Source organism: Janthinobacterium sp. BHSEK (assembly GCF_056174685.1).
The window spans coordinates 258831-275925 of sequence record NZ_JBWBYV010000003.1 but is presented as its reverse complement, the minus strand read 5'-3'; the positions used below and the strand labels follow the sequence as shown (position 1 = coordinate 275925).

Below are 17095 nucleotides of genomic sequence, written 5' to 3'. Positions count from 1 at the left end.
AAGGGACAGAAAATGCTGTTTTCCACTGGCGTACTGTATTAAGCTAATGCCGGAAGACAGGCGTGGAAATTTGTTCTTGAGGCCGCTTGCCCCGTTCCGCAGACATCCGGTGGCCACCTATTTCTCTGGATATATGGCAAGATGTTGTAGGATTGTTATGTTGGCCGCGCAAGCGGAAAGTTGAACGCAGGCAGAAAATGAGTCCATGCAGTTTTTATTGGGGGCGCTAATTGTCCGCACGTATACTGATTATCGAAGATAACGCCACCAATATGGAATTGATGGTGTACCTGCTGCGTGCCTTCGGGTACACGCCGCTGGCCGCCTACGACGGCGAAGAGGGCGTGCGCATGGCGCGCAGCGAATTGCCGGACTTGATCATCTGCGACGTGCATTTGCCCAAGCTCGATGGCTATGGCGTGGTGGCGGAACTGAAAAAAGACCCGTTGCTGCGCAAGATCCCGGCCCTGGCCGTGACGGCGCTGGCCATGGTGGGCGACCGCGAACGCCTGCTCGAAGCCGGTTTCAACGGCTACATCGGCAAGCCGATCGAGCCCGACCTGTTCGTGGCGGAGCTGGAGTCTTTTTTACCCGGGGCGCCGTCGACGCCAGTTAAAAACGACATAGCCACCATCCTGATCGTCGATGATCATGTGCTGAACCGCGAATTCCTCACCGCGCTGCTGGGCTACGGCGGCCACCGCCTGCTGGAGGCGGCCAATGGCGCCGACGCGCTGGAAATCCTGCGCACCGAGCGGCCGGACCTGATCATCTCCGACATCCTCATGCCGAACATGGACGGCTACGAATTCGTCACGCGCGTGCATGCCGACCCGGCGCTGACCGACGTGCCCATCATCTTTTATACGGCCACCTACCGCGAGCAGGAGGCGATCCTGCTGGCGCAGGCGTGCGGCGTGCGCTGGGTGCTGCCCAAGCCGTCCGACCCGGAAGTCATCGTGCGCACCGTCAACGAAGCGCTGGGACTGATGCCGGCGGTGGTCCAGGTGCCGGCGGCGCCGGAGGCCGGCGGCGGTGCGGCCCTGCCCGCCACGGGCAAGCTGGCCGGCATCGAGCACCAGGTCAGCGGCTACCTCGACGAACTCGAATCGAGCAGCCAGCAGATTTCGCAGCTGGCCAGCCAGCGCGAGGGCCAGGCCGCCCTTCCCGAAGACCTGGGCGTCATGACGGAGCGCCTGTCGCGCTCGCTGTCTAGCCTGCAGGCGGTGAGCCTGCGCCTGACGGCCCTGATCGAGCTCGGCATCGAGCTGGGCGCCGAACGCGATCCGCGTGCCCTGATCGAGGCGGGCTGCAAGGTGGCGCAGAATATCTGCGTCTCCAAGTACGCCTGCATCGGCGTGCTGGAAGAGGGCGCCGAGAAGCTCAGCTATTTTTCCTCGTGCGGCGCCGAGAAAAACCTCGAGCGCATCGCCAGCGCGCCGCGCACGGGCATTTTGAACCGCTTGCTGGAGCAGCGCCAGCCCTACCGGGTCAATGGCCTGAAGGGCGACCCCGGCGCGCTGGGCTTGCCCGACACGCATCCGCCCGTGCATTCCTTCCTGGGCGTGGCCATCGCTTCGCGCGAGCGCAGCCACGGCTGGCTGTACCTGGTCGACAAGCTGGGGGCGAACGAGTTTTCCGAAGTCGACGAGCGCGTCGCCGCCACGGTGGCGGCGCAGATCGCCGTCGCCTACGACAACCTGCTGCTGTACGACGAGATCAAGCGCCACCACGAGCAGCTGACCCTGGACATGGCGGCGCGCATCCGCCTCGATGAAGACTTGCGCCGCTTCCGCCTGGCGATGGACGCCACGGCCGATGCGATTTTCCTCGTCGACCGCGCCGGCATGTGCTTCGTCGACGTCAACCAGACGGCTTGCCGCATGCTCGGTTTCGAGCGCGAGGATTTCCTGCGCGTGGGGCCGGGCCGCGCGCACGAGGGCGAAGCCCAGCTGGAAGAACTGTACAACAAGCTGCTGGCCGGCGACCAGGGCGGCCCGATGACGGAATTGCAGCTGCAGCGCAAGGACGGCTCGCCCCTGTCGGTGGAAGTGCAGCGGCGCACCCTGCGCTCTGGGCAGAGCTGGATCCTGGTGGCCGTGGCGCGCGACATCACCGAGCGCAAGGATGCCGAGCAGCGCCTGATGAAGCTGGCCCATTTCGATACCTTGACGGGCTTGCCGAACCGCGGCCAGTTCTACGCCTCGCTGACCCATTCGCTGGCCCAGGCGGCCGAGCACCAGTGGGCCGTGGCCGTGCTGTTCATGGACATCGACCGCTTCAAGAATATCAACGATACCCTGGGCCACACCATCGGCGACGACCTGCTGCGCCAGTTTTCCAGCCGCCTCGTCGATTGCCTGCGCGTGCGCGATACCATCGGCCGCTTTGGCGGCGATGAATTTGCCACCATCCTGCTGCTGCCCGAAGGCGCCCAGCATGCCGTGGGCGTGGTCGATAAGATCCGCGAGGCGATGCGCAAGCCCTTCGAGCTGCAGGGCCACGAGGTGACGGTGACGGTCAGCATCGGCATTTCCGTGTTCCCCGAAGACGCGGCCGACGCGGACACCCTGATCCAATACGCCGACACGGCCATGTACCGCGCCAAGGAAGCGGGGCGCGACGCCTTCCGCTTCTTCACGGCGGAAATGAACGCGCAATCGATGGCGCGGCTGGACATGGAAAATGCCCTGCGGCGCGCCATCGACAACGAGGAATTCGTGCTGTTCTTCCAGCCCAAGGTGAATATCATCTCGGGGCGCATCAGCGGCGCCGAGGCGCTGATACGCTGGCGCCGTCCGGGCCACGGCATGGTCTCGCCGGCCCTGTTCATCCCCCTGCTGGAAGAAACGGGGCTCATCGTGCGCGTCGGTAACTGGGTGCTCGACGAGGCCTGCAAGAAGATCAGCGAGTGGGGCGCCAGCAGTATCGGCCCCGTGCACCTGTCGGTCAACGTGTCGGGCATCCAGTTCTTCGTCGGCGGTCTGGAAGAAGAGGTGCTCAAGGCCATCCGCAAGCACGATATCGCGCCCGACCTGCTGGAGCTGGAGCTGACGGAAAGCTCGCTGATGTCGAACGCCGAGGAAACCATCGCCGTGCTGCGCAACCTGAAGGCGCTGGGCATCCAGATTTCCATCGACGATTTCGGCACCGGCTATTCCAGCCTGGCCTACCTGAAGCGCTTCCCCATCGACAAGCTGAAGATCGACATCGCCTTCGTGCGCGAAGTGACCAGCAACCCGGACGACGCGGCCATCGTGCTGGCCATCATCAGCATGGCCCACAGCATGAAGCTGGAAGTGATCGCCGAAGGCGTGGAAAACGATGCGCAGCTGGCCTACCTGCGGCGCCACGGCTGCGACGAGATGCAGGGCTATTATTTCAGCCGCCCCGTGCCGCAGGAAGAATTCGAGCAGATGCTGATGAAAGGCAAGCAGCTGCAGGCGCCGCAGGATGATGGCGGCGACGAGCAGCAAACCTTGCTGATCGTCGACGACGACGTCTTCATGCTCGACGTGCTCAGCGACTTCCTGGCGCAGGACGGCTACCGCATCCTGACGGCGCAGACGGCCGCCGAGGGCTTCGATATCCTGGCGCGCCACAAGGTGCAGGTGATCCTGTGCGACCAGTGCATGCCGCTCATGAGCGGCACCGAGTTCATGGAGCGGGTCAAGCACCTGTGTCCCGACACCTTCCGCATCATGCTGTCCGCCTTTGCCGACCTGACGCCCATCATGGCGGCCATCAACCGCGGCGCCGTCGACCGCTTCTATACCAAGCCGTGGAAGGGCGCCGTGCTGCGCGAGAATATCCGCGAAGGCTTCCGCCTGCATAAGCTGCTGCATGGTCCCGTGAAAGCGGCGGCCTAGGCGCTGGCCGCGTGCAAGCGACCGGCCGCCGCGTGCGCTGGCGCACCTTGGGGCGCAGTTCGCTATCGAATTAGACTCCCGTCTCTAGTTTTGCTCACTAGAATAAAAATATCCATGAAGTGGCATGGCCTTTCACATGACGGGAGCTGGCGATGGTGAAGAAATTGAAGGAACTGGCGGAAGACACGGAATTGGCGAGCGCCGTGCGCTCGTCCGCGCAGCAGATCTGGCAGGCGGGCCTGGGCGCCTTCGCCAAGGCGCAGGAAGAGGGCGGACGCGTGTTTTCCCGGCTGGTGAAGGAGGGCACGGAATTCCAGAAGCGGGCCGAAGACAAGGTGGCCGATGTCAGCGGCAGCGTCGGCAAGCTGGCCGACGGCGTGGGCAAGCAGGCCAGCGGTTCCTGGGACAAGCTGGAACAGGTGTTCGAAGAGCGCGTGGCGCGGGCGCTGGCCACCATCGGCGTGCCCATGCAACACGATATCGCCGCGCTGCACGCGAGGATCGATGCCTTGAACGTGCAGGTGGCGGCGCTGTCGGCCAAGGCCGTGCCGGCGGCCAAGCCGAAGGCCGTGGCCAAGCCCGCCGTGAAGGCGGCGCCGAAAACAGCGCCGAAAACAGCCGTCGCCAAGGCCCCGGCCAAGCCCGCGAGCAAGCCGGTGAACAAACCCGCTGGCAAACCCGCCGCCAGGCCGGCGGCGAAGAAAAAAGCGCCGGCCGCCTGAGCTGACGCAGCATTCCTCCAGCCTGCTTGCGCAGGCTTTTTTTTGTCTGCCTTATTCGCCGGCGCCATGGGGCGGAGTGTTTCATTACGGCTATCTTAGGTGGTATGCTTGAGGCAGAACACAGAGAGATTGCCCGCCATGCTACAAAAAGCACCACGCCGTACCCGCGAACGCATCCTGGAGTTGTCGCTGCGCCTGTTCAATGAGTTTGGTGAGCCGAATATCACGACGACCGTGATTGCGGAAGAGATGAACATTTCGCCGGGAAACCTGTATTACCACTTCCGTAACAAGGACGACATCGTCAACTCGATCTTCGTCCAGTTCGAGGCGGAAATCGAACGCATCCTCACCGTGCCCGACGGGCGCCGCTCGAATATCGAGGACGTCTGGCTGTACCTGCACCTGATGTTCGAACTGATCTGGCGCTACCGCTTTTTCTATCGCGACCTCAACGATTTGTTGTCGCGCAACCGCAAGCTGGAATTGCACTTCAAGCTGATCCTGGCCCACAAGATCAAGGTGGCCACGCAGCTGTGCGAAGATTTGCGCAGCGAACAGTCGCTCGAGGCGTCGGACATGGAAGTGGCTGCCATGGCGACGAATATGGTCGTCGTCGCCACCTACTGGCTGTCGTACGAGTACGTGCGCAACCCGCGCAAGTACAGCGAGCAGCAATCGATGTCCGATGCGCTGGCGCGCGGCTGCTACCAGGTGCTGTCCCTGATCGGGCCCTATTTGCGCAATGAAACGCATTTGCTGTTTCGCAAACTGTCGGAAGAGTATGTGACCAAACTCAAGAACGACTGACACGGCTGCTGGCGCCGCGTCGTCATTTACAGGAGAGAGATATGGCTTGGCAACAATTTCCCTATCCGGACGCAGCATATGTCTACACGCCGCAAACCCTGGAAGCGGCTTGGTCGCGCCTGCATGCGGGCGACGTGGAACCGTTTCCCACGCACCCGGCGCTGCTGCAGGCCTGGCTGGCCTTCCATGCGGGCGACTTCGAGCGTGCCGTGAAGCTGGGCCTGGCCGTCGGCGTGCCCGGCTATGCGGTCGCGCACAAGGCCACCTGCATCTATACCACGCACCTGGAAGTGGACGACAGCCAGAAACTCGACATGTACGAAGAAGTGGCCGAGCGCTGCGAGCGCCAGCAGAGCGAGCAGCCGGACAATCCGGCCGGCTACTACTGGCATGCCTACAGCCTGGGCCGCTATGCGCTGGGCACGTCCGTCGTCAAGGCCCTGGCGCAGGGCATGGGCGCGCGCGTGCGCAACAGCCTGGACCGCACGATGACGGTGGCGCCCATGCATGCGGAAGCGCATATCGCGTTTGGGATTTATCATACGGAAATTATCGACAAGGTCGGCGCCATGATCGGCAGCCTGACCTACGGCGCCAACAAGGAAGACGGCTACCAGCACTTCAAGACGGCGCTGGCCCTGACGCCCCATTCGGCGCTGGCGCACAGCGAATATGCGCGCGCGTTGAATATGCTCGATGGAAAGAAAAAGCTGGCGGAAGCGCTGGCCCTGTATGAAAAGGCGGCCCAGTGCGTGGCACTGGACGCCAAGGAACGCCTCGAGGTCGAGGCGGCGATCGATGAATTGAAAGGCTAGGGATTACTGTGATCAAGGCTTTATGTGTGTACTGTGGCGCCAACGCGGGCGTCTCGCCGGACTATGCCGTGGCGGCGCGCGAACTGGCGCGCGTGCTGGTGGCGGAAAATATCTCGCTCGTGTATGGCGGCGGCAAGGTGGGTCTGATGGGCGTGATCGCCGACGAAGTACTGCGCCTGGGCGGCGAGGTGACGGGCGTGATTCCCACCCAGCTGGTGGAGCGCGAAGTGGGCCACATGGGCTTGACGCGCCAGTTCATCGTGAAGGATATGCATGAGCGCAAGGCGATGATGGCCAGCCTGTCCGACGCCTTCATCGCCATGCCCGGCGGCTATGGCACGCTGGAAGAGCTGTTCGAGATGCTCACGTGGGCCCAGCTGGGCTTGCACGCCAAGCCCATCGGCTTGCTCAATGTCGACCGTTTTTATGACGGCTTGATCGCCTTTGTGCAAAACGGCAAGGAGCAGGGCTTCATCCGCCCGCAGCACGCGGCGTTCCTGAATGCCGACGCCGATCCTGCAGCGCTGGTGCTGCGTCTGAAGGAGTGTACGCCGTAATTCCGTTTTTGCCTGGCACCGCGATCCTTGCCGGCCAACTAGTTTTCCTGCCGCTTGAAGAAGGCCATGCGTACTGCATGGCTTTTTTATTTCCGCACGGGAAAACTGATCGGGCTTGGTGATTTAATTAATAAAAATATGGCAAAAAAATTACTATGTTGGCATGTTTTTTTGAAAATGAAGATGCTTTTCAGGCATGGGTGTGGTCTACTGGCAGGGTTCAAAAGTTAGGAATATCGGACACCGACGAGCGTTGTACAGACTCCCCAAAAAAGGTGCCGACCCGTTTCAAGTTGCCACAGCCACGCTACTTCATCATCTCGAAAGGATGCTATTTTGAAACCTATGACCCTCTTGCGAGCGACCGCTGTCGCCGCCATTCTCGCCGCCTCCGCTGGTGCCCAGGCACAGACCACCACGATCACCTTCGATCCGCTGGAGCAAGCCGGCTACTTTGCTTCCACCTTCAAATCCTATTCCGAAGGCGGCTACAACTTCGACAGCAGCTGGTTAGGCTTGCTGAGTTCGGCACACCAGGACAGTTTCGCCTATGCCGGCTCGGCCGGTCTCGGTGCGACGCCCCTGTCGACGACCACCCTGAGCCGTGCCGATGGCGCCGCATTCTCGCTGAGCTCGATCAGCCTGGCCGACTTCGTCAGCTTGCCCGGTTCCTTTGACGTGACCTTCGTCGGCCACCAGGTGGGCGGCGGCACGGTGACCCAGACCTTCACCCTCGGTGGCGGCCACACCTTCGCCGACTACACGTTCACGGGTTTCAGCAATCTGCTGTCGGCCACATGGCGCGAAGGCGCCTTGCACACCTTCCAGGTCGATAATATCGCCGCCACTGTCAGCGCCGTGCCGGAGCCGGCCACCTATGGCATGCTGCTGGGCGGGCTGGGCCTGCTGGGCTTCATGCTTCGCCGCAAGAACGCCGCCTGAGCCTGAACATGGCGCCGGCCATGCCGGCGCATCAGGAAAAATGCCGCCCTGTGTATGCCGGGCGGCATTTTTACGTGGACGTCATGACCAGGACGTCATGACCAGGACTTCACGAACAGGATTTCACGACCACAGGCGCCGGCCAGACAGGTCGAGCTGGGTCAGGTACAGGCGCACGTCGAATTCGTACTGGTGGTATTGCGGTTCCATATACGTGCACAGCTTGTAGAAGGCCTTGTCGTGCTGTTTTTCCTTGACGTGCGCCAGTTCGTGCACGGCGATCATGCGCAGGAATTCCAGCGGCACTTCTTTGAACATGGTGGCCACGCGGATTTCATGCTTGGCCTTGAGCTTGCCTCCCTGCACGCGCGAAATCGAGGTGTGCAGGCCCAGCGCATGCTGGATCACGTGGATCTTGCTGTCGAACGCCACTTTGTTGATGGGCTCGGCATTACGCAGGAATTCATTCTTCAAGTCCTGCACATACTGGTATAAAGCCTTGTCGTTGCGCACGTCGTGGGCGTTCGGATAGCGTTTTAACAGGACCTCGCCCAGTTTGTCTTGGGCGATCAGTTGCTGCACTTGCGCTTGCGTTTGTTCGGAATAGGCGCTCAGGTATTTCAGGGATGGCTGCATGCGGGGAAGGGCGGGGCGGGGCGCGGCGGTGTCGGTAAGGCGAGAATGTACCATACCGCCGTGCCCGGCGCTGCGCCATCCCCTGCACGGGGCCGCCAAGCCCCGTGCCTTCCTGCGCCTTGTGCGTCAAGCCGCGCTGGGCCCTGCCTGCCCCGTCAGCCCTTGTCGTCCTCGTCCTTGCCGCCCTGCCGGCCGGTGCGGCCCTGCTCGCTGCCGCCGCTGCGCGCCGCCGTGCTGCTGCGGTTTTCATTGGCGCGCTGGGCCGATTGCCGGCTTTCGCCGCCTTTCCTGCCGATTTCCGCCATGTGTTCGCGGTTGCGGCTGACGGCTTCGCCGCCTTTCTGCCCGGCCCGGCGTGCTTCTTCCGAGTCGAATTCATGCGCCGTGCCCTTTTGATGGGCTGCCTGGCCGCCTTTGCTGGCAATTTCGCGTTGCTGTTCCTCATTCATGGCGGCGAAACCGCGCTTGCTCGTGCCTTTGGCGCTGCCCGATTCGCCGGCCTTCTGGCTGCTGCCAGCGCCTTTGCCCTGTTCATTACCTTGATTGCTAGCCATGTCGCTCTCCTTGCTGTCGAGTGGGGGTCAAGTGGTCTATGCAGGCGCTCAACGCGCCTGATCGGATTGCCTGTTGGTATCGTGGCTGCGGCCCGCGCCGTCGCGGTGGCCCGTGGCGTGCATTTTTTCGATCATTTCACGCTGGCGCTGCGTGGCTTTTTCCGTTTCCTCCGCCGTCTTGCGCACCACTTCGTCAGCGAAGGCCACGGCCGTGCGGCTCGTTTCGGGCAAGTGGTTCTCTGCTGTGCGGTTCATCTCGACATTGGCGTTGGCGACGAGATTGCCGAGCTGCTGCTGGTACTGGCGCAGCTTGTGGCTGCCGGGCTGCAACTGGCCGGCGGCCAGCGACATGAACTCACCCGTGTCGCGCGCGCCCAGTAGTTGCTGGCTGGCGTTGCTCCACTCGTGCAGCAAGTCTTGCGCCAGCCGCAGATGCAGCTCGCTCAATTGCTGCGCCGTATCGAACATCTTGCGCGATAATTCCGTGGCGAAATTGCACTGGGCCTCGAGATGGGACTTCAGGGCCGGGCTGAGACTGGGAAAAATACTGTTTGTGAACATGTTCTACCTCAATGAAAAGCGGATCCAGAAAACATCCGGTGCACCGGATGCGGCGTATGGTGAAACAAGCAAAGAGATAGACGCCGGATGGCGTGCCAGGTTCCACGCCAGGTACCGGTTTGGCGCGAGAATAAGGCCTGGCAGAAGGAAAAATGCGATGACTTTGCGCCAGATCAAATGAACGTCAATCCGCTTGGCGTCGCCGGCAGCCATGCTGCTTGTGCGGAAAATGCAGGTTTACAGGCCCGGCCGTGCGACAATAGCCGGCTCGCGGCAGCGCAGCCGATGGCCGGCGCGCGTGGCTGAGCCGAGCATAGCCCTAATTTTTTGCCTTATTCCGCGACCATGACGCATCCCGAATACATCCTGACCCTGTCCTGCCTGGACCAGCGCGGCATCGTGCACCGCGTCTCCGGCTTCCTGGCCGATCACGGCTGCAACATCCTCGATTCCGCCCAGTTCGGCGACCAGGAATCCCAGCTGTTCTTCATGCGCGTGCATTTCGCGCTGGAAGACGGCGCCGTCAGCGACGCCCAGTTGCGCAGCGACTTCGCCGCCTTGTCGCAAGTCATGCAGCTCAATGGCCAATTCCATGGCCAACTGCACGATGCGCGCGTCAAGCCGCGCGTCATGCTGATGGTGTCGAAGATCGGCCATTGCCTGAACGATTTGCTGTTCCGCTACAAGAGCGGCTTGCTGAACGTGGAAATTCCCGCCATCGTGTCGAACCACATGGAGTTCTACCAGCTGGCGGCCAGCTACAATATTCCCTTCCATCATCTGCCGCTGGCGGCCGGCGCGCCGGAAGCGGCCAAGCTGGCGCAGGAAGCGAAGATCATCGAGCTGATGGACACGCACAAGATCGACCTGGTGGTGCTGGCGCGTTACATGCAGATCCTGTCGCCCGGCCTGTGCCAGGCGCTTGACGGCCGCGCCATCAATATCCACCATTCCTTCCTGCCCAGCTTCAAGGGCGCCAAACCGTATGCGCAGGCGCATCACCGCGGCGTCAAGCTGATCGGCGCGACGGCGCATTTCGTCACGGGCGACCTGGACGAAGGCCCGATCATCGAGCAGGACGTCGAGCGCGTCGACCATGCGATGGATGCGGAAACCCTGACGGCCATCGGCCGCGACGTCGAGTGCGTGGTGCTGGCGCGCGCCGTGAAATGGTTCGTCGAGCACCGCATCCTGAAAAATGGCGACAAGACGGTGGTTTTCCGCTGATACCGGCTTCATTATTCACTTTACCGAGACAGAAACACGATGGCCCTCAAAGCAACAATTTTCAAAGCCGATCTGCAGATCGCCGACATGGACCGCAATTACTACCAGGATCACGCGCTGACCCTGGCGCGCCACCCGTCCGAGACGGATGAGCGCATGATGGTGCGCCTGCTGGCGTTCGCCATCCACGCCGACGAGGCGCTGACCTTCACCAAGGGCCTGTTCGATACGGAAGAGCCCGACCTGTGGCAGAAGGATTTGACGGGCGCCATCCAGCTGTGGATCGAAGTGGGCCAACCGGACGAAAAGCGCATCCTGAAGGCCTGCGGCCGTTCGGAGCAGGTCATCGTCTACAGCTATGGCGCAACCAGCCACATCTGGTGGAAGCAGATCGCGAACAAGCTGGAACGGGCGAAGAACTTGACCGTGATCAACCTGCCATCCGAGGCGGCGCAAGACATGAGCAAGCTGGCGCAGCGCACCATGCAGCTGCAATGCACGATCCAGGATGGCCAGATCTGGCTGACGGACAGCGTCAATACCGTGCTGATCGACCGCGAACCGGTCAAGCCGGCACGCTGATATAGTCTGTCTGAAATGCAAAAAGCCCGGATCGCTCCGGGCTTTTTGCATTGTGATTGATCAGTTAGGCGCGCTGCCGAGGTGCTTGATGCTGCTCGACCGCTGCATGCTGCGGCTGATGCGCGGGTCGCCGTAGTAGCTGACTTCGCCCGAGCCGCCGATGCTGATGGTCAGCTCATCCTTGGCCCACACTTGCGCCTCCCCCGAGCCGCCGATGCTTACCTGCACCGCACGCGCGGCCAGGCGGCCCGCCTGGATATTGCCCGAGCCGCCGATCGAGGCCGTCAGCTGCTCCGTCTTGCCGCTGGCCTTGAAGCTGCCGCTGCCGCCGATGGCGATGGACACCTGGCGGCTGTCGAGATCGCGCGCATTGATGGAGCCGGAGCCGCCCACGTCGAAGCGCAGATTCTCGGCGCGCAAGCCCGTTGCCGTGATGTTGCCCGAGCCGCCCACGCTGACGCGTTCCACCTGGCGCGCCTGGATGACGATGGTCAGGCTGCTCTGGCGGAAGCTGGCGTTGCGCTTGGCGGGGCGGATGCGCAGGGTGCCGTTTTCCACGGCCGTGTCGATCAGCGGCAGGATATTGTCGTCGGCTTCGATGGTGACGCTGTCCGTGTTGCCGATGCGCAGCTCGACCGTGCCCGGCACGTTCAGCGCCACGGCATGGAAACTGCCCACTTCGCGCGTCTGCTTTTGCAGCTTGCCGCTGCCCTGGATGCTGTTGCCGGCAATCCAGTCGAGCGGCGAGGCCAGCGCCGGCGCGGCCGGGATGGCCAGCGCGCAGGCGGCCAGCAGCAGGGCGGCCGCGGCGCTGGCGTGACGGCGGTGGAAAAGTGGCTGTGTCATTCTTGCTCCCTGTTTTGAATTGGACTGCGTGCATGGTATGCCAGCCGGCCGCGCCTGCGTAGCGCGCTGCGACAGACTGCGCCGGCAGCGGCATGGAATGCAGGAGGATGCGACAGGATGGCATGAGGTATGATGTCGGTGGGACATACGACGAGCGGCACGCGCCGCTCACACTACTGGAATTACATGCTGATCATCACCATCAAACAGGGCAAGGAAAAGAGCTTGCTGGGCCAATCGTGGATTTACGCGTCCGCGATTGAAAAAGTCGAAGGCAAGCCGCAGGAAAAAATGAAGCCCGGCTCGACGGCCATCGTGCAGAGTTCTTCGAAACAATTCATCGCCCGCGCCGCCTACAATTCGAAGTCGCAGATCCGCGCGCGCATCTGGAGCTTCAAGGAAGACGAACCGGTCGACCACGCGCTGATCAAGCGCAGGGTCAAGGCCGCCATCGAGAAAAAACTGCCCGCCATCAAGAAGGCGGGCGACAACCAGCTGCTGACGCTGATCAAGGGCGAGGACGAGGGCTTGCCCGGCCTGGTGGTGCAGCTGTTCGGCGGCGTGCCAGGTTACCTGATCTGCGAATTCAACGCCGGCGGCGTCGATGCGTGGAAAGTAGCCATCGTACAATCGCTGATGGCGTCCACCGGCTGCGTCAACGTGTACGAGCGCTGCGACGACCTGATGCGCAAAGGCGAAGGCTTGCCCCTGATCGACGGCGCCCTGGCCGGCGAGGAACCGCCCGATGAAGTCATGCTGACGGACAACGGCGTGCGCTATGCGCTGGACCTCAAGACTGGGCACAAGAGCAAGTTCCGCTGAGGATTGCTGCTTGCGATGAAAAAACCGGCGCTTGCCGGTTTTTTTACGAGCTCACCCGTTAAATGAGTGCTGGGGTCAGACCCGGCGGGTCTGACCCCGGATTTCCGCTGCGTTACTCGATTATTCCAGCGGCACGCTGCGGTATTTATTTACCTCCAGCGCAGAAACCGCCGGCGCATCATTGCCCCACGAGGCCCGCAGATACGTCACCACGGCGGCCACTTCCGCGTCATCCATGACGGGGCCGAACGGCGGCATGCCATACGGGCGCGGGTTGCCGCGGGTTCCTGGCGCGAAGCCGCCGTTCAGCACGAGGCGGATGGCGTTGACGGCCGACTGCGTCGTCAGCGCGCGGTTGCCGGCCAGCGGCGGGTAGCCGGGCGGCATGCCCTTGCCGTCGGCCTGGTGGCAGCTCGCGCATTGGGCTTCATACAGTTTCGCGCCCAGCGCAAGTTGCTGCCGGGCTTGCTCTGACGTGTCGCGCGGCGTCCGTGGTGCGGGCTGCGCCGGGCCGGGCAGGCTTTTCAGGTACACGGCCATCGCCTGCACGTCGGCGCCGCTCATGTGCTGCAGGCTTTGCCGCACCACCTCGGCCATGGGGCCGAAGACGGTGGCGCGCGGCGAGACGCCCGTTTGCAGCAATTCCACGATATGCGCCGTGTCCCAGTCGCCCAGGCCCGCTTCCGCATCCGACGTCAGCGAGGGCGCATACCAGCCCAGCACGGGGATCAGGCCGCCCGACAGGCCGTCGTCGCTGCCGCCCAGGGTGGTGCGGCTGCTATGGCAGGCGCTGCAGTGGCCCAGGCCCTGCACCAGATAGGCGCCCCGGTTCCATTCCATGCTTTTGCTTGTCAGCGGCTGGTACACGCCAGGCTTGAAATACAAGGCGCGCCAGGCGGCCAGCGCGATCTGCTGGTTGTAGGGGAAGCGCAGCGCGTGCGGCGCGTTCGTCTGTTTGTGCGGCGGCACGCTCTGGAAATATGCATACAGGGCGTCGCTGTCCTCGCGCTGCACCTTGGTGTAGTTGGTGTAGGGAAAGGCCGGATACAGCAGGCGGCCGTCCTTCGACTTGCCGTTGTGGATGGCGCGCCAGAAATCGTCGGCTGTCCAGCTGCCGATGCCCGTTTCCTTGTCCGCCGTGATGTTGGGCGAGAGCACCTTGCCGAACGGCGTCTGCAAGGCCCGTCCGCCCGCGTACGGCACGCCGCCGCGCGTCGTGTGGCAGGCCATGCAGTCGCCCGCCTTGGCCAGGTAGGCGCCGCGCGCGACCAGCTGTTCCTGGCTCAGGGTGCTGGCGACGGCGGGCGGGCCCATGTCGTCGTCTGGCCACAGCAGGAATTTGGCGCTGGCGCCGGCGATCAGTACCAGGCCGGCAGCCGCGATCATCCATTTTTTCATGGCGCCACCTGCGCGCTCGAGCCGGGCACGCCGCCGCAATGCAGGGGCAAGGGCAGGGCGATGCCGCTGGCGGGGCGGGCGTCGGCGCTGGCCACCTGGGTGCCCAGCCAGGCGGAGACGGCGCCCACGTCCGCATCGGACAGGCGCTGCGCCACGTGCGCCATGCAGTCGGGTGCGTGGGCGCGGCGGATGCCGTTCTTCCAGGCGCCCAGCTGGGCGTTGATATAGTCGCGCGGCAAGCCCAGCAAGCCGGGGATGGCGGGCGCCACGCCGGCCAGCTTCTCGCCATGGCAGGCGATGCAGGCGGGAATCTTCTTACTCGCATCGCCATGCAGCACCAGCTGCTTGCCGCGCGCCAGGGCCATCGTGCCGGCGCTGCTGGGCTGGGCCGGCGGCGGGGCCGGGTGCTGCGCCGCAAAATACTCGGCGATTTCGCGCAGGTAATCGTCGGGCAAGTGCTCGACCATGTAGTTCATCATCGGATACTGGCGCCGTCCCTCGCGAAAGTTCAGCAGCTGGTTGTACAGGTAGCCTGAAGGCTTGCCGGCGATGCGGGGAAAGAAGGCGTCGTGGCGTTCCTTCGGCGCATGGCAGGCCGTGCACGCCTTGATGCGCTGCTCCAGGCTGTCGTGGCTGGCGGAAACGGTGGCCGGCGCGGCCAGCGCCATGCCGGGCCAGGCGATAGCCAGGGCCAGCACCAGCACGGGAGGGGAATGCAGTAGCATGGAACGTTGCATGGGAAAATAACCTGTCTCGTCGGTCGATATGGCGTGCCGGTGTTGCTGCCCGGATGTTGTTACCCTAGCATATACCGGGTGCTGTCACTGTGACAGGATCAGTTGTGCAAAAAAACTACGGATCAGTTTGAGGAGCAGGGTTGAAACGATACGAGGAAATGGCGGAAGAAGTCGCCGCCATGATAGCCACGCAGCTGTTGCTGCCTGGGGATAAATTGCCGTCCGTGCGCCAGCAGCATGCGCGCAGGGGCGTGAGCCCGTCGACAGTGTTCCAGGCGTATTATTTGCTCGAAGCGCGCGGCATGATCGTCTCGCGCCCCCGCTCCGGCTATTACGTGGCGCCGCAGCGCGCCGCGCTGGCACCCGAGCCGGACAGTTCCCACCCGCTCGACGCCAGCACCACCGTCGACGTCAGCGACCTCGTGTTCGAGGTGCTGGGCGCCGTCGGGGCACGCGATATCGTCCCGTTCGGCTCGGCCTTTCCCAGCCCGCATCTGTTTCCGATGGAAAGGCTGGCGCGGGCCGTCTCGGCCAGCATGCGCCGCCTCGACCCGTGGAGCACCGTCACGGATTTATCCCTGGGCAATGCCGAGCTGCGCCGCCAGATCGCCCTGCGCTACCAGCTCGACGGCGTGCCCGTTTCCAGCGACGACATCGTCATCACGAATGGCGCGCTGGAAGCGCTGAACCTGTGCCTGCAAGCCGTCACGCGGCCCGGCGACACGGTGCTGATCGAGTCGCCCAGCTTCTATGCCTGCCTGCAGGCGTTGCAGCGGCTGGAACTCAAGGCGGTGGAAATTGCCACCAGCCCCCGTGACGGCGTCGACCTGGCGGCGCTGGAAGAGTTGCTGCAGCGCCACCAGCCCAAGGCATGCTGGCTGATGACGAGTTTCCAGAACCCGCTGGGCAGCCTGATGCCGCCGGAAAAGAAGCGCGCGCTGGTGGAACTGCTGGCGCGCCATGGCGTGCCGCTGATCGAGGATGATGTGTATGGCGAGCTGTATTTCGGCAAGCAGCGTCCTGGCCTGACGAAAAGCCACGACGGCGCGGGTCTCGTCATGCATTGCAGCTCGTTTTCGAAGACCCTGGCGCCCGGTTTCCGGCTGGGCTGGGCCGTTGCAGGCCGCTACGCGCGCCAGGTCGAGCGCCTGAAGCTGACGACGAGCCTGTCGGCGCCGATCCCGCTGCAGATGGCGCTGGCCGACTACCTGGCGCAGGGCGGCTACGACCGGCATTTGCGCCAGCTGCGGCTGACCCTGGCGGCGCAGCAAAACACCATGCTGCAAGCGATTGCCGTGCATTTTCCGCCCGGCACGCGGGTCACGCGGCCGCAGGGCGGCTATTTCGTCTGGGTCGAGATGCCGGTGGGCATCGATGCGCTGGCCTTGCACCGCAGCGCGCTGGCGGCCGGCATCAGCATCGCGCCCGGCCCCATCTTTTCCGCCACGCGCGCGTTTCGCCACTGCATCCGCCTCAATTACGGCCACCCGTGGAGCCCGCAGCTGGAAGCGGCCATCGCCACCCTGGGGCGGCTGGCGCTGGCGGCGGTAAGCGGGGCATGAAAAAAAGTCCCTTGCGGCAGCAAGTGTTTCATTCCAAAAAGAAATATTACTGTTATATTGATGTATCTATAACTAATGATGGGAATGATAATGGATAACACGCAGCCGGAAGTGGGTCGTACGCAAGATACGACGATCGCCATCCTGTCCCATATTGGCGGCCTGTTCACCAGCTGGGTGGCGCCGCTGATCATTTACTTGATCAAGAAGGATGATGCGGACAAGTTCTCGGCCGAGAATGCCCGCGAAGCGCTCAATTTCCAGATCACCCTGATCCTCTGGTACATCGTCTGCTTCATCCTGACTTTCGTCATCATCGGCATTTTCATGTTCTGGCTGGTGGCGCTGGGCAATCTGGTGTTTTCCATTATTGCCGCCGTCAAGGCCAGCAATGGCGTCGTCTACCGCTATCCGCTGACCTGGCGTCCCGTCAAATAAGCTGGCGCCGGCCGCCG

At 63.2% G+C, this 17095-nt stretch carries 17 protein-coding genes; 11 read left to right on the top strand and 6 right to left on the bottom strand.

The genetic code is table 11. The features are described from left to right. Nucleotides 1-230 precede the first annotated feature (230 nt). The 6 genes from AC0V2Y_RS01860 to AC0V2Y_RS01835 all read left to right on the top strand — a co-directional run bounded on the left by AC0V2Y_RS01860 (nt 231) and on the right by AC0V2Y_RS01835 (nt 7715). Nucleotides 231-3869 (top strand): EAL domain-containing protein, encoded by a 3639-nt coding sequence (locus AC0V2Y_RS01860; protein WP_475413660.1) that lies wholly within the window; start codon nt 231-233, stop codon nt 3867-3869. A gap of 152 nt (nt 3870-4021) precedes the next feature. Further along, nucleotides 4022-4591: a phasin family protein gene (locus AC0V2Y_RS01855; protein WP_475413659.1), complete on the top strand. Its 570-nt coding sequence runs from the start codon at nt 4022-4024 to the stop codon at nt 4589-4591. A gap of 138 nt (nt 4592-4729) precedes the next feature. Next, the gene (locus AC0V2Y_RS01850; RefSeq protein ID WP_034758777.1) at nt 4730-5401 is read left to right on the top strand and encodes a TetR/AcrR family transcriptional regulator; all 672 of its coding nucleotides are present in this window, start codon (nt 4730-4732) and stop codon (nt 5399-5401) included. 41 nt (nt 5402-5442) lie between these two features. Then, a complete protein-coding gene (locus AC0V2Y_RS01845) occupies nt 5443-6216 on the top strand; it encodes a hypothetical protein (protein WP_475413658.1) in 774 nt (257 codons plus the stop codon). Between the two features lie 11 nt (nt 6217-6227). Continuing rightward, nucleotides 6228-6773 carry an LOG family protein gene (locus AC0V2Y_RS01840; RefSeq protein WP_475413727.1) on the top strand — a complete coding sequence of 182 codons (546 nt, stop codon included), beginning with the start codon at nt 6228-6230 and terminating at the stop codon, nt 6771-6773. A 345-nt stretch (nt 6774-7118) separates the two neighbouring features. Further along, the gene (locus AC0V2Y_RS01835; RefSeq protein WP_475413657.1) at nt 7119-7715 is read left to right on the top strand and encodes a PEP-CTERM sorting domain-containing protein; all 597 of its coding nucleotides are present in this window, start codon (nt 7119-7121) and stop codon (nt 7713-7715) included. A 123-nt stretch (nt 7716-7838) separates the two neighbouring features. Here AC0V2Y_RS01835 and AC0V2Y_RS01830 read toward each other — a convergent pair whose 3' ends face one another. The 3 genes from AC0V2Y_RS01830 to AC0V2Y_RS01820 form a co-directional block, all read right to left on the bottom strand. Continuing rightward, nucleotides 7839-8351 (bottom strand): YgjP-like metallopeptidase domain-containing protein, encoded by a 513-nt coding sequence (locus AC0V2Y_RS01830; RefSeq protein WP_475413656.1) that lies wholly within the window; start codon nt 8349-8351, stop codon nt 7839-7841. A 155-nt stretch (nt 8352-8506) separates the two neighbouring features. Beyond that, nucleotides 8507-8905 (bottom strand): KGG domain-containing protein, encoded by a 399-nt coding sequence (locus tag AC0V2Y_RS01825; protein WP_475413655.1) that lies wholly within the window; start codon nt 8903-8905, stop codon nt 8507-8509. A 48-nt stretch (nt 8906-8953) separates the two neighbouring features. After that, on the bottom strand, nt 8954-9466 hold the full coding sequence (locus tag AC0V2Y_RS01820; protein ID WP_475413654.1) for a phasin family protein: 513 nt from the start codon (nt 9464-9466) through the stop codon (nt 8954-8956). A 345-nt stretch (nt 9467-9811) separates the two neighbouring features. Between AC0V2Y_RS01820 and purU the strand changes: the two genes are divergently transcribed. Continuing rightward, nucleotides 9812-10693 (top strand): formyltetrahydrofolate deformylase, encoded by an 882-nt coding sequence (purU, locus tag AC0V2Y_RS01815; RefSeq protein WP_475413653.1) that lies wholly within the window; start codon nt 9812-9814, stop codon nt 10691-10693. A 39-nt stretch (nt 10694-10732) separates the two neighbouring features. Further along, nucleotides 10733-11275, top strand: a complete 543-nt coding sequence (locus tag AC0V2Y_RS01810) for a YaeQ family protein (RefSeq protein WP_070291303.1) — start codon at nt 10733-10735, stop codon at nt 11273-11275. Between the two features lie 60 nt (nt 11276-11335). On the opposite strand, the gene AC0V2Y_RS01805 is transcribed toward AC0V2Y_RS01810, so the two are convergent. Then, the gene (locus tag AC0V2Y_RS01805; protein WP_475413652.1) at nt 11336-12121 is read right to left on the bottom strand and encodes a head GIN domain-containing protein; all 786 of its coding nucleotides are present in this window, start codon (nt 12119-12121) and stop codon (nt 11336-11338) included. Between the two features lie 186 nt (nt 12122-12307). Here AC0V2Y_RS01805 and AC0V2Y_RS01800 point away from each other — a divergent pair, with 186 nt between their 5' ends. Further along, the gene (locus tag AC0V2Y_RS01800; RefSeq protein ID WP_475413651.1) at nt 12308-12943 is read left to right on the top strand and encodes a class I SAM-dependent rRNA methyltransferase; all 636 of its coding nucleotides are present in this window, start codon (nt 12308-12310) and stop codon (nt 12941-12943) included. 120 nt (nt 12944-13063) lie between these two features. Here AC0V2Y_RS01800 and AC0V2Y_RS01795 read toward each other — a convergent pair whose 3' ends face one another. Both AC0V2Y_RS01795 and AC0V2Y_RS01790 read right to left on the bottom strand, forming a co-directional pair. Continuing rightward, entirely contained in the window at nt 13064-14341 is a 1278-nt protein-coding gene (locus AC0V2Y_RS01795) for a c-type cytochrome (protein WP_475413650.1), read from the bottom strand. Beyond that, nucleotides 14338-15066, bottom strand: coding sequence for a c-type cytochrome (locus AC0V2Y_RS01790; RefSeq protein WP_475413649.1), 729 nt, complete (start codon nt 15064-15066; stop codon nt 14338-14340). The genes AC0V2Y_RS01795 and AC0V2Y_RS01790 overlap by 4 nt, the downstream gene beginning before the upstream one ends. A gap of 152 nt (nt 15067-15218) precedes the next feature. Between AC0V2Y_RS01790 and AC0V2Y_RS01785 the strand changes: the two genes are divergently transcribed. Continuing rightward, on the top strand, nt 15219-16640 hold the full coding sequence (locus tag AC0V2Y_RS01785) for an aminotransferase-like domain-containing protein (RefSeq protein WP_475413648.1): 1422 nt from the start codon (nt 15219-15221) through the stop codon (nt 16638-16640). Nucleotides 16641-16730: 90 nt separating this feature from the next. Next, complete coding sequence (locus AC0V2Y_RS01780) at nt 16731-17078, top strand: DUF4870 domain-containing protein (RefSeq protein WP_326457244.1); 348 nt, start codon at nt 16731-16733, stop codon at nt 17076-17078. Nucleotides 17079-17095 lie beyond the last annotated feature (17 nt).

Bases quoted from the DNA above. Each gene is read 5' to 3' on its own strand.
- AC0V2Y_RS01820 (WP_475413654.1), bottom strand. From the start codon at position 9,466: ATGTTCACAAACAGTATTTTTCCCAGTCTCAGCCCGGCCCTGAAGTCC.
- AC0V2Y_RS01800 (WP_475413651.1), top strand. From the start codon at position 12,308: ATGCTGATCATCACCATCAAACAGGGCAAGGAAAAGAGCTTGCTGGGC.
- AC0V2Y_RS01795 (WP_475413650.1), bottom strand. From the start codon at position 14,341: ATGAAAAAATGGATGATCGCGGCTGCCGGCCTGGTACTGATCGCCGGC.
- purU (WP_475413653.1), top strand. From the start codon at position 9,812: ATGACGCATCCCGAATACATCCTGACCCTGTCCTGCCTGGACCAGCGC.
- AC0V2Y_RS01805 (WP_475413652.1), bottom strand. From the start codon at position 12,121: ATGACACAGCCACTTTTCCACCGCCGTCACGCCAGCGCCGCGGCCGCC.
- AC0V2Y_RS01845 (WP_475413658.1), top strand. From the start codon at position 5,443: ATGGCTTGGCAACAATTTCCCTATCCGGACGCAGCATATGTCTACACG.
- AC0V2Y_RS01810 (WP_070291303.1), top strand. From the start codon at position 10,733: ATGGCCCTCAAAGCAACAATTTTCAAAGCCGATCTGCAGATCGCCGAC.
- AC0V2Y_RS01780 (WP_326457244.1), top strand. From the start codon at position 16,731: ATGGATAACACGCAGCCGGAAGTGGGTCGTACGCAAGATACGACGATC.
- AC0V2Y_RS01830 (WP_475413656.1), bottom strand. From the start codon at position 8,351: ATGCAGCCATCCCTGAAATACCTGAGCGCCTATTCCGAACAAACGCAA.
- AC0V2Y_RS01825 (WP_475413655.1), bottom strand. From the start codon at position 8,905: ATGGCTAGCAATCAAGGTAATGAACAGGGCAAAGGCGCTGGCAGCAGC.
- AC0V2Y_RS01850 (WP_034758777.1), top strand. From the start codon at position 4,730: ATGCTACAAAAAGCACCACGCCGTACCCGCGAACGCATCCTGGAGTTG.
- AC0V2Y_RS01835 (WP_475413657.1), top strand. From the start codon at position 7,119: ATGACCCTCTTGCGAGCGACCGCTGTCGCCGCCATTCTCGCCGCCTCC.
- AC0V2Y_RS01790 (WP_475413649.1), bottom strand. From the start codon at position 15,066: ATGCTACTGCATTCCCCTCCCGTGCTGGTGCTGGCCCTGGCTATCGCC.
- AC0V2Y_RS01855 (WP_475413659.1), top strand. From the start codon at position 4,022: ATGGTGAAGAAATTGAAGGAACTGGCGGAAGACACGGAATTGGCGAGC.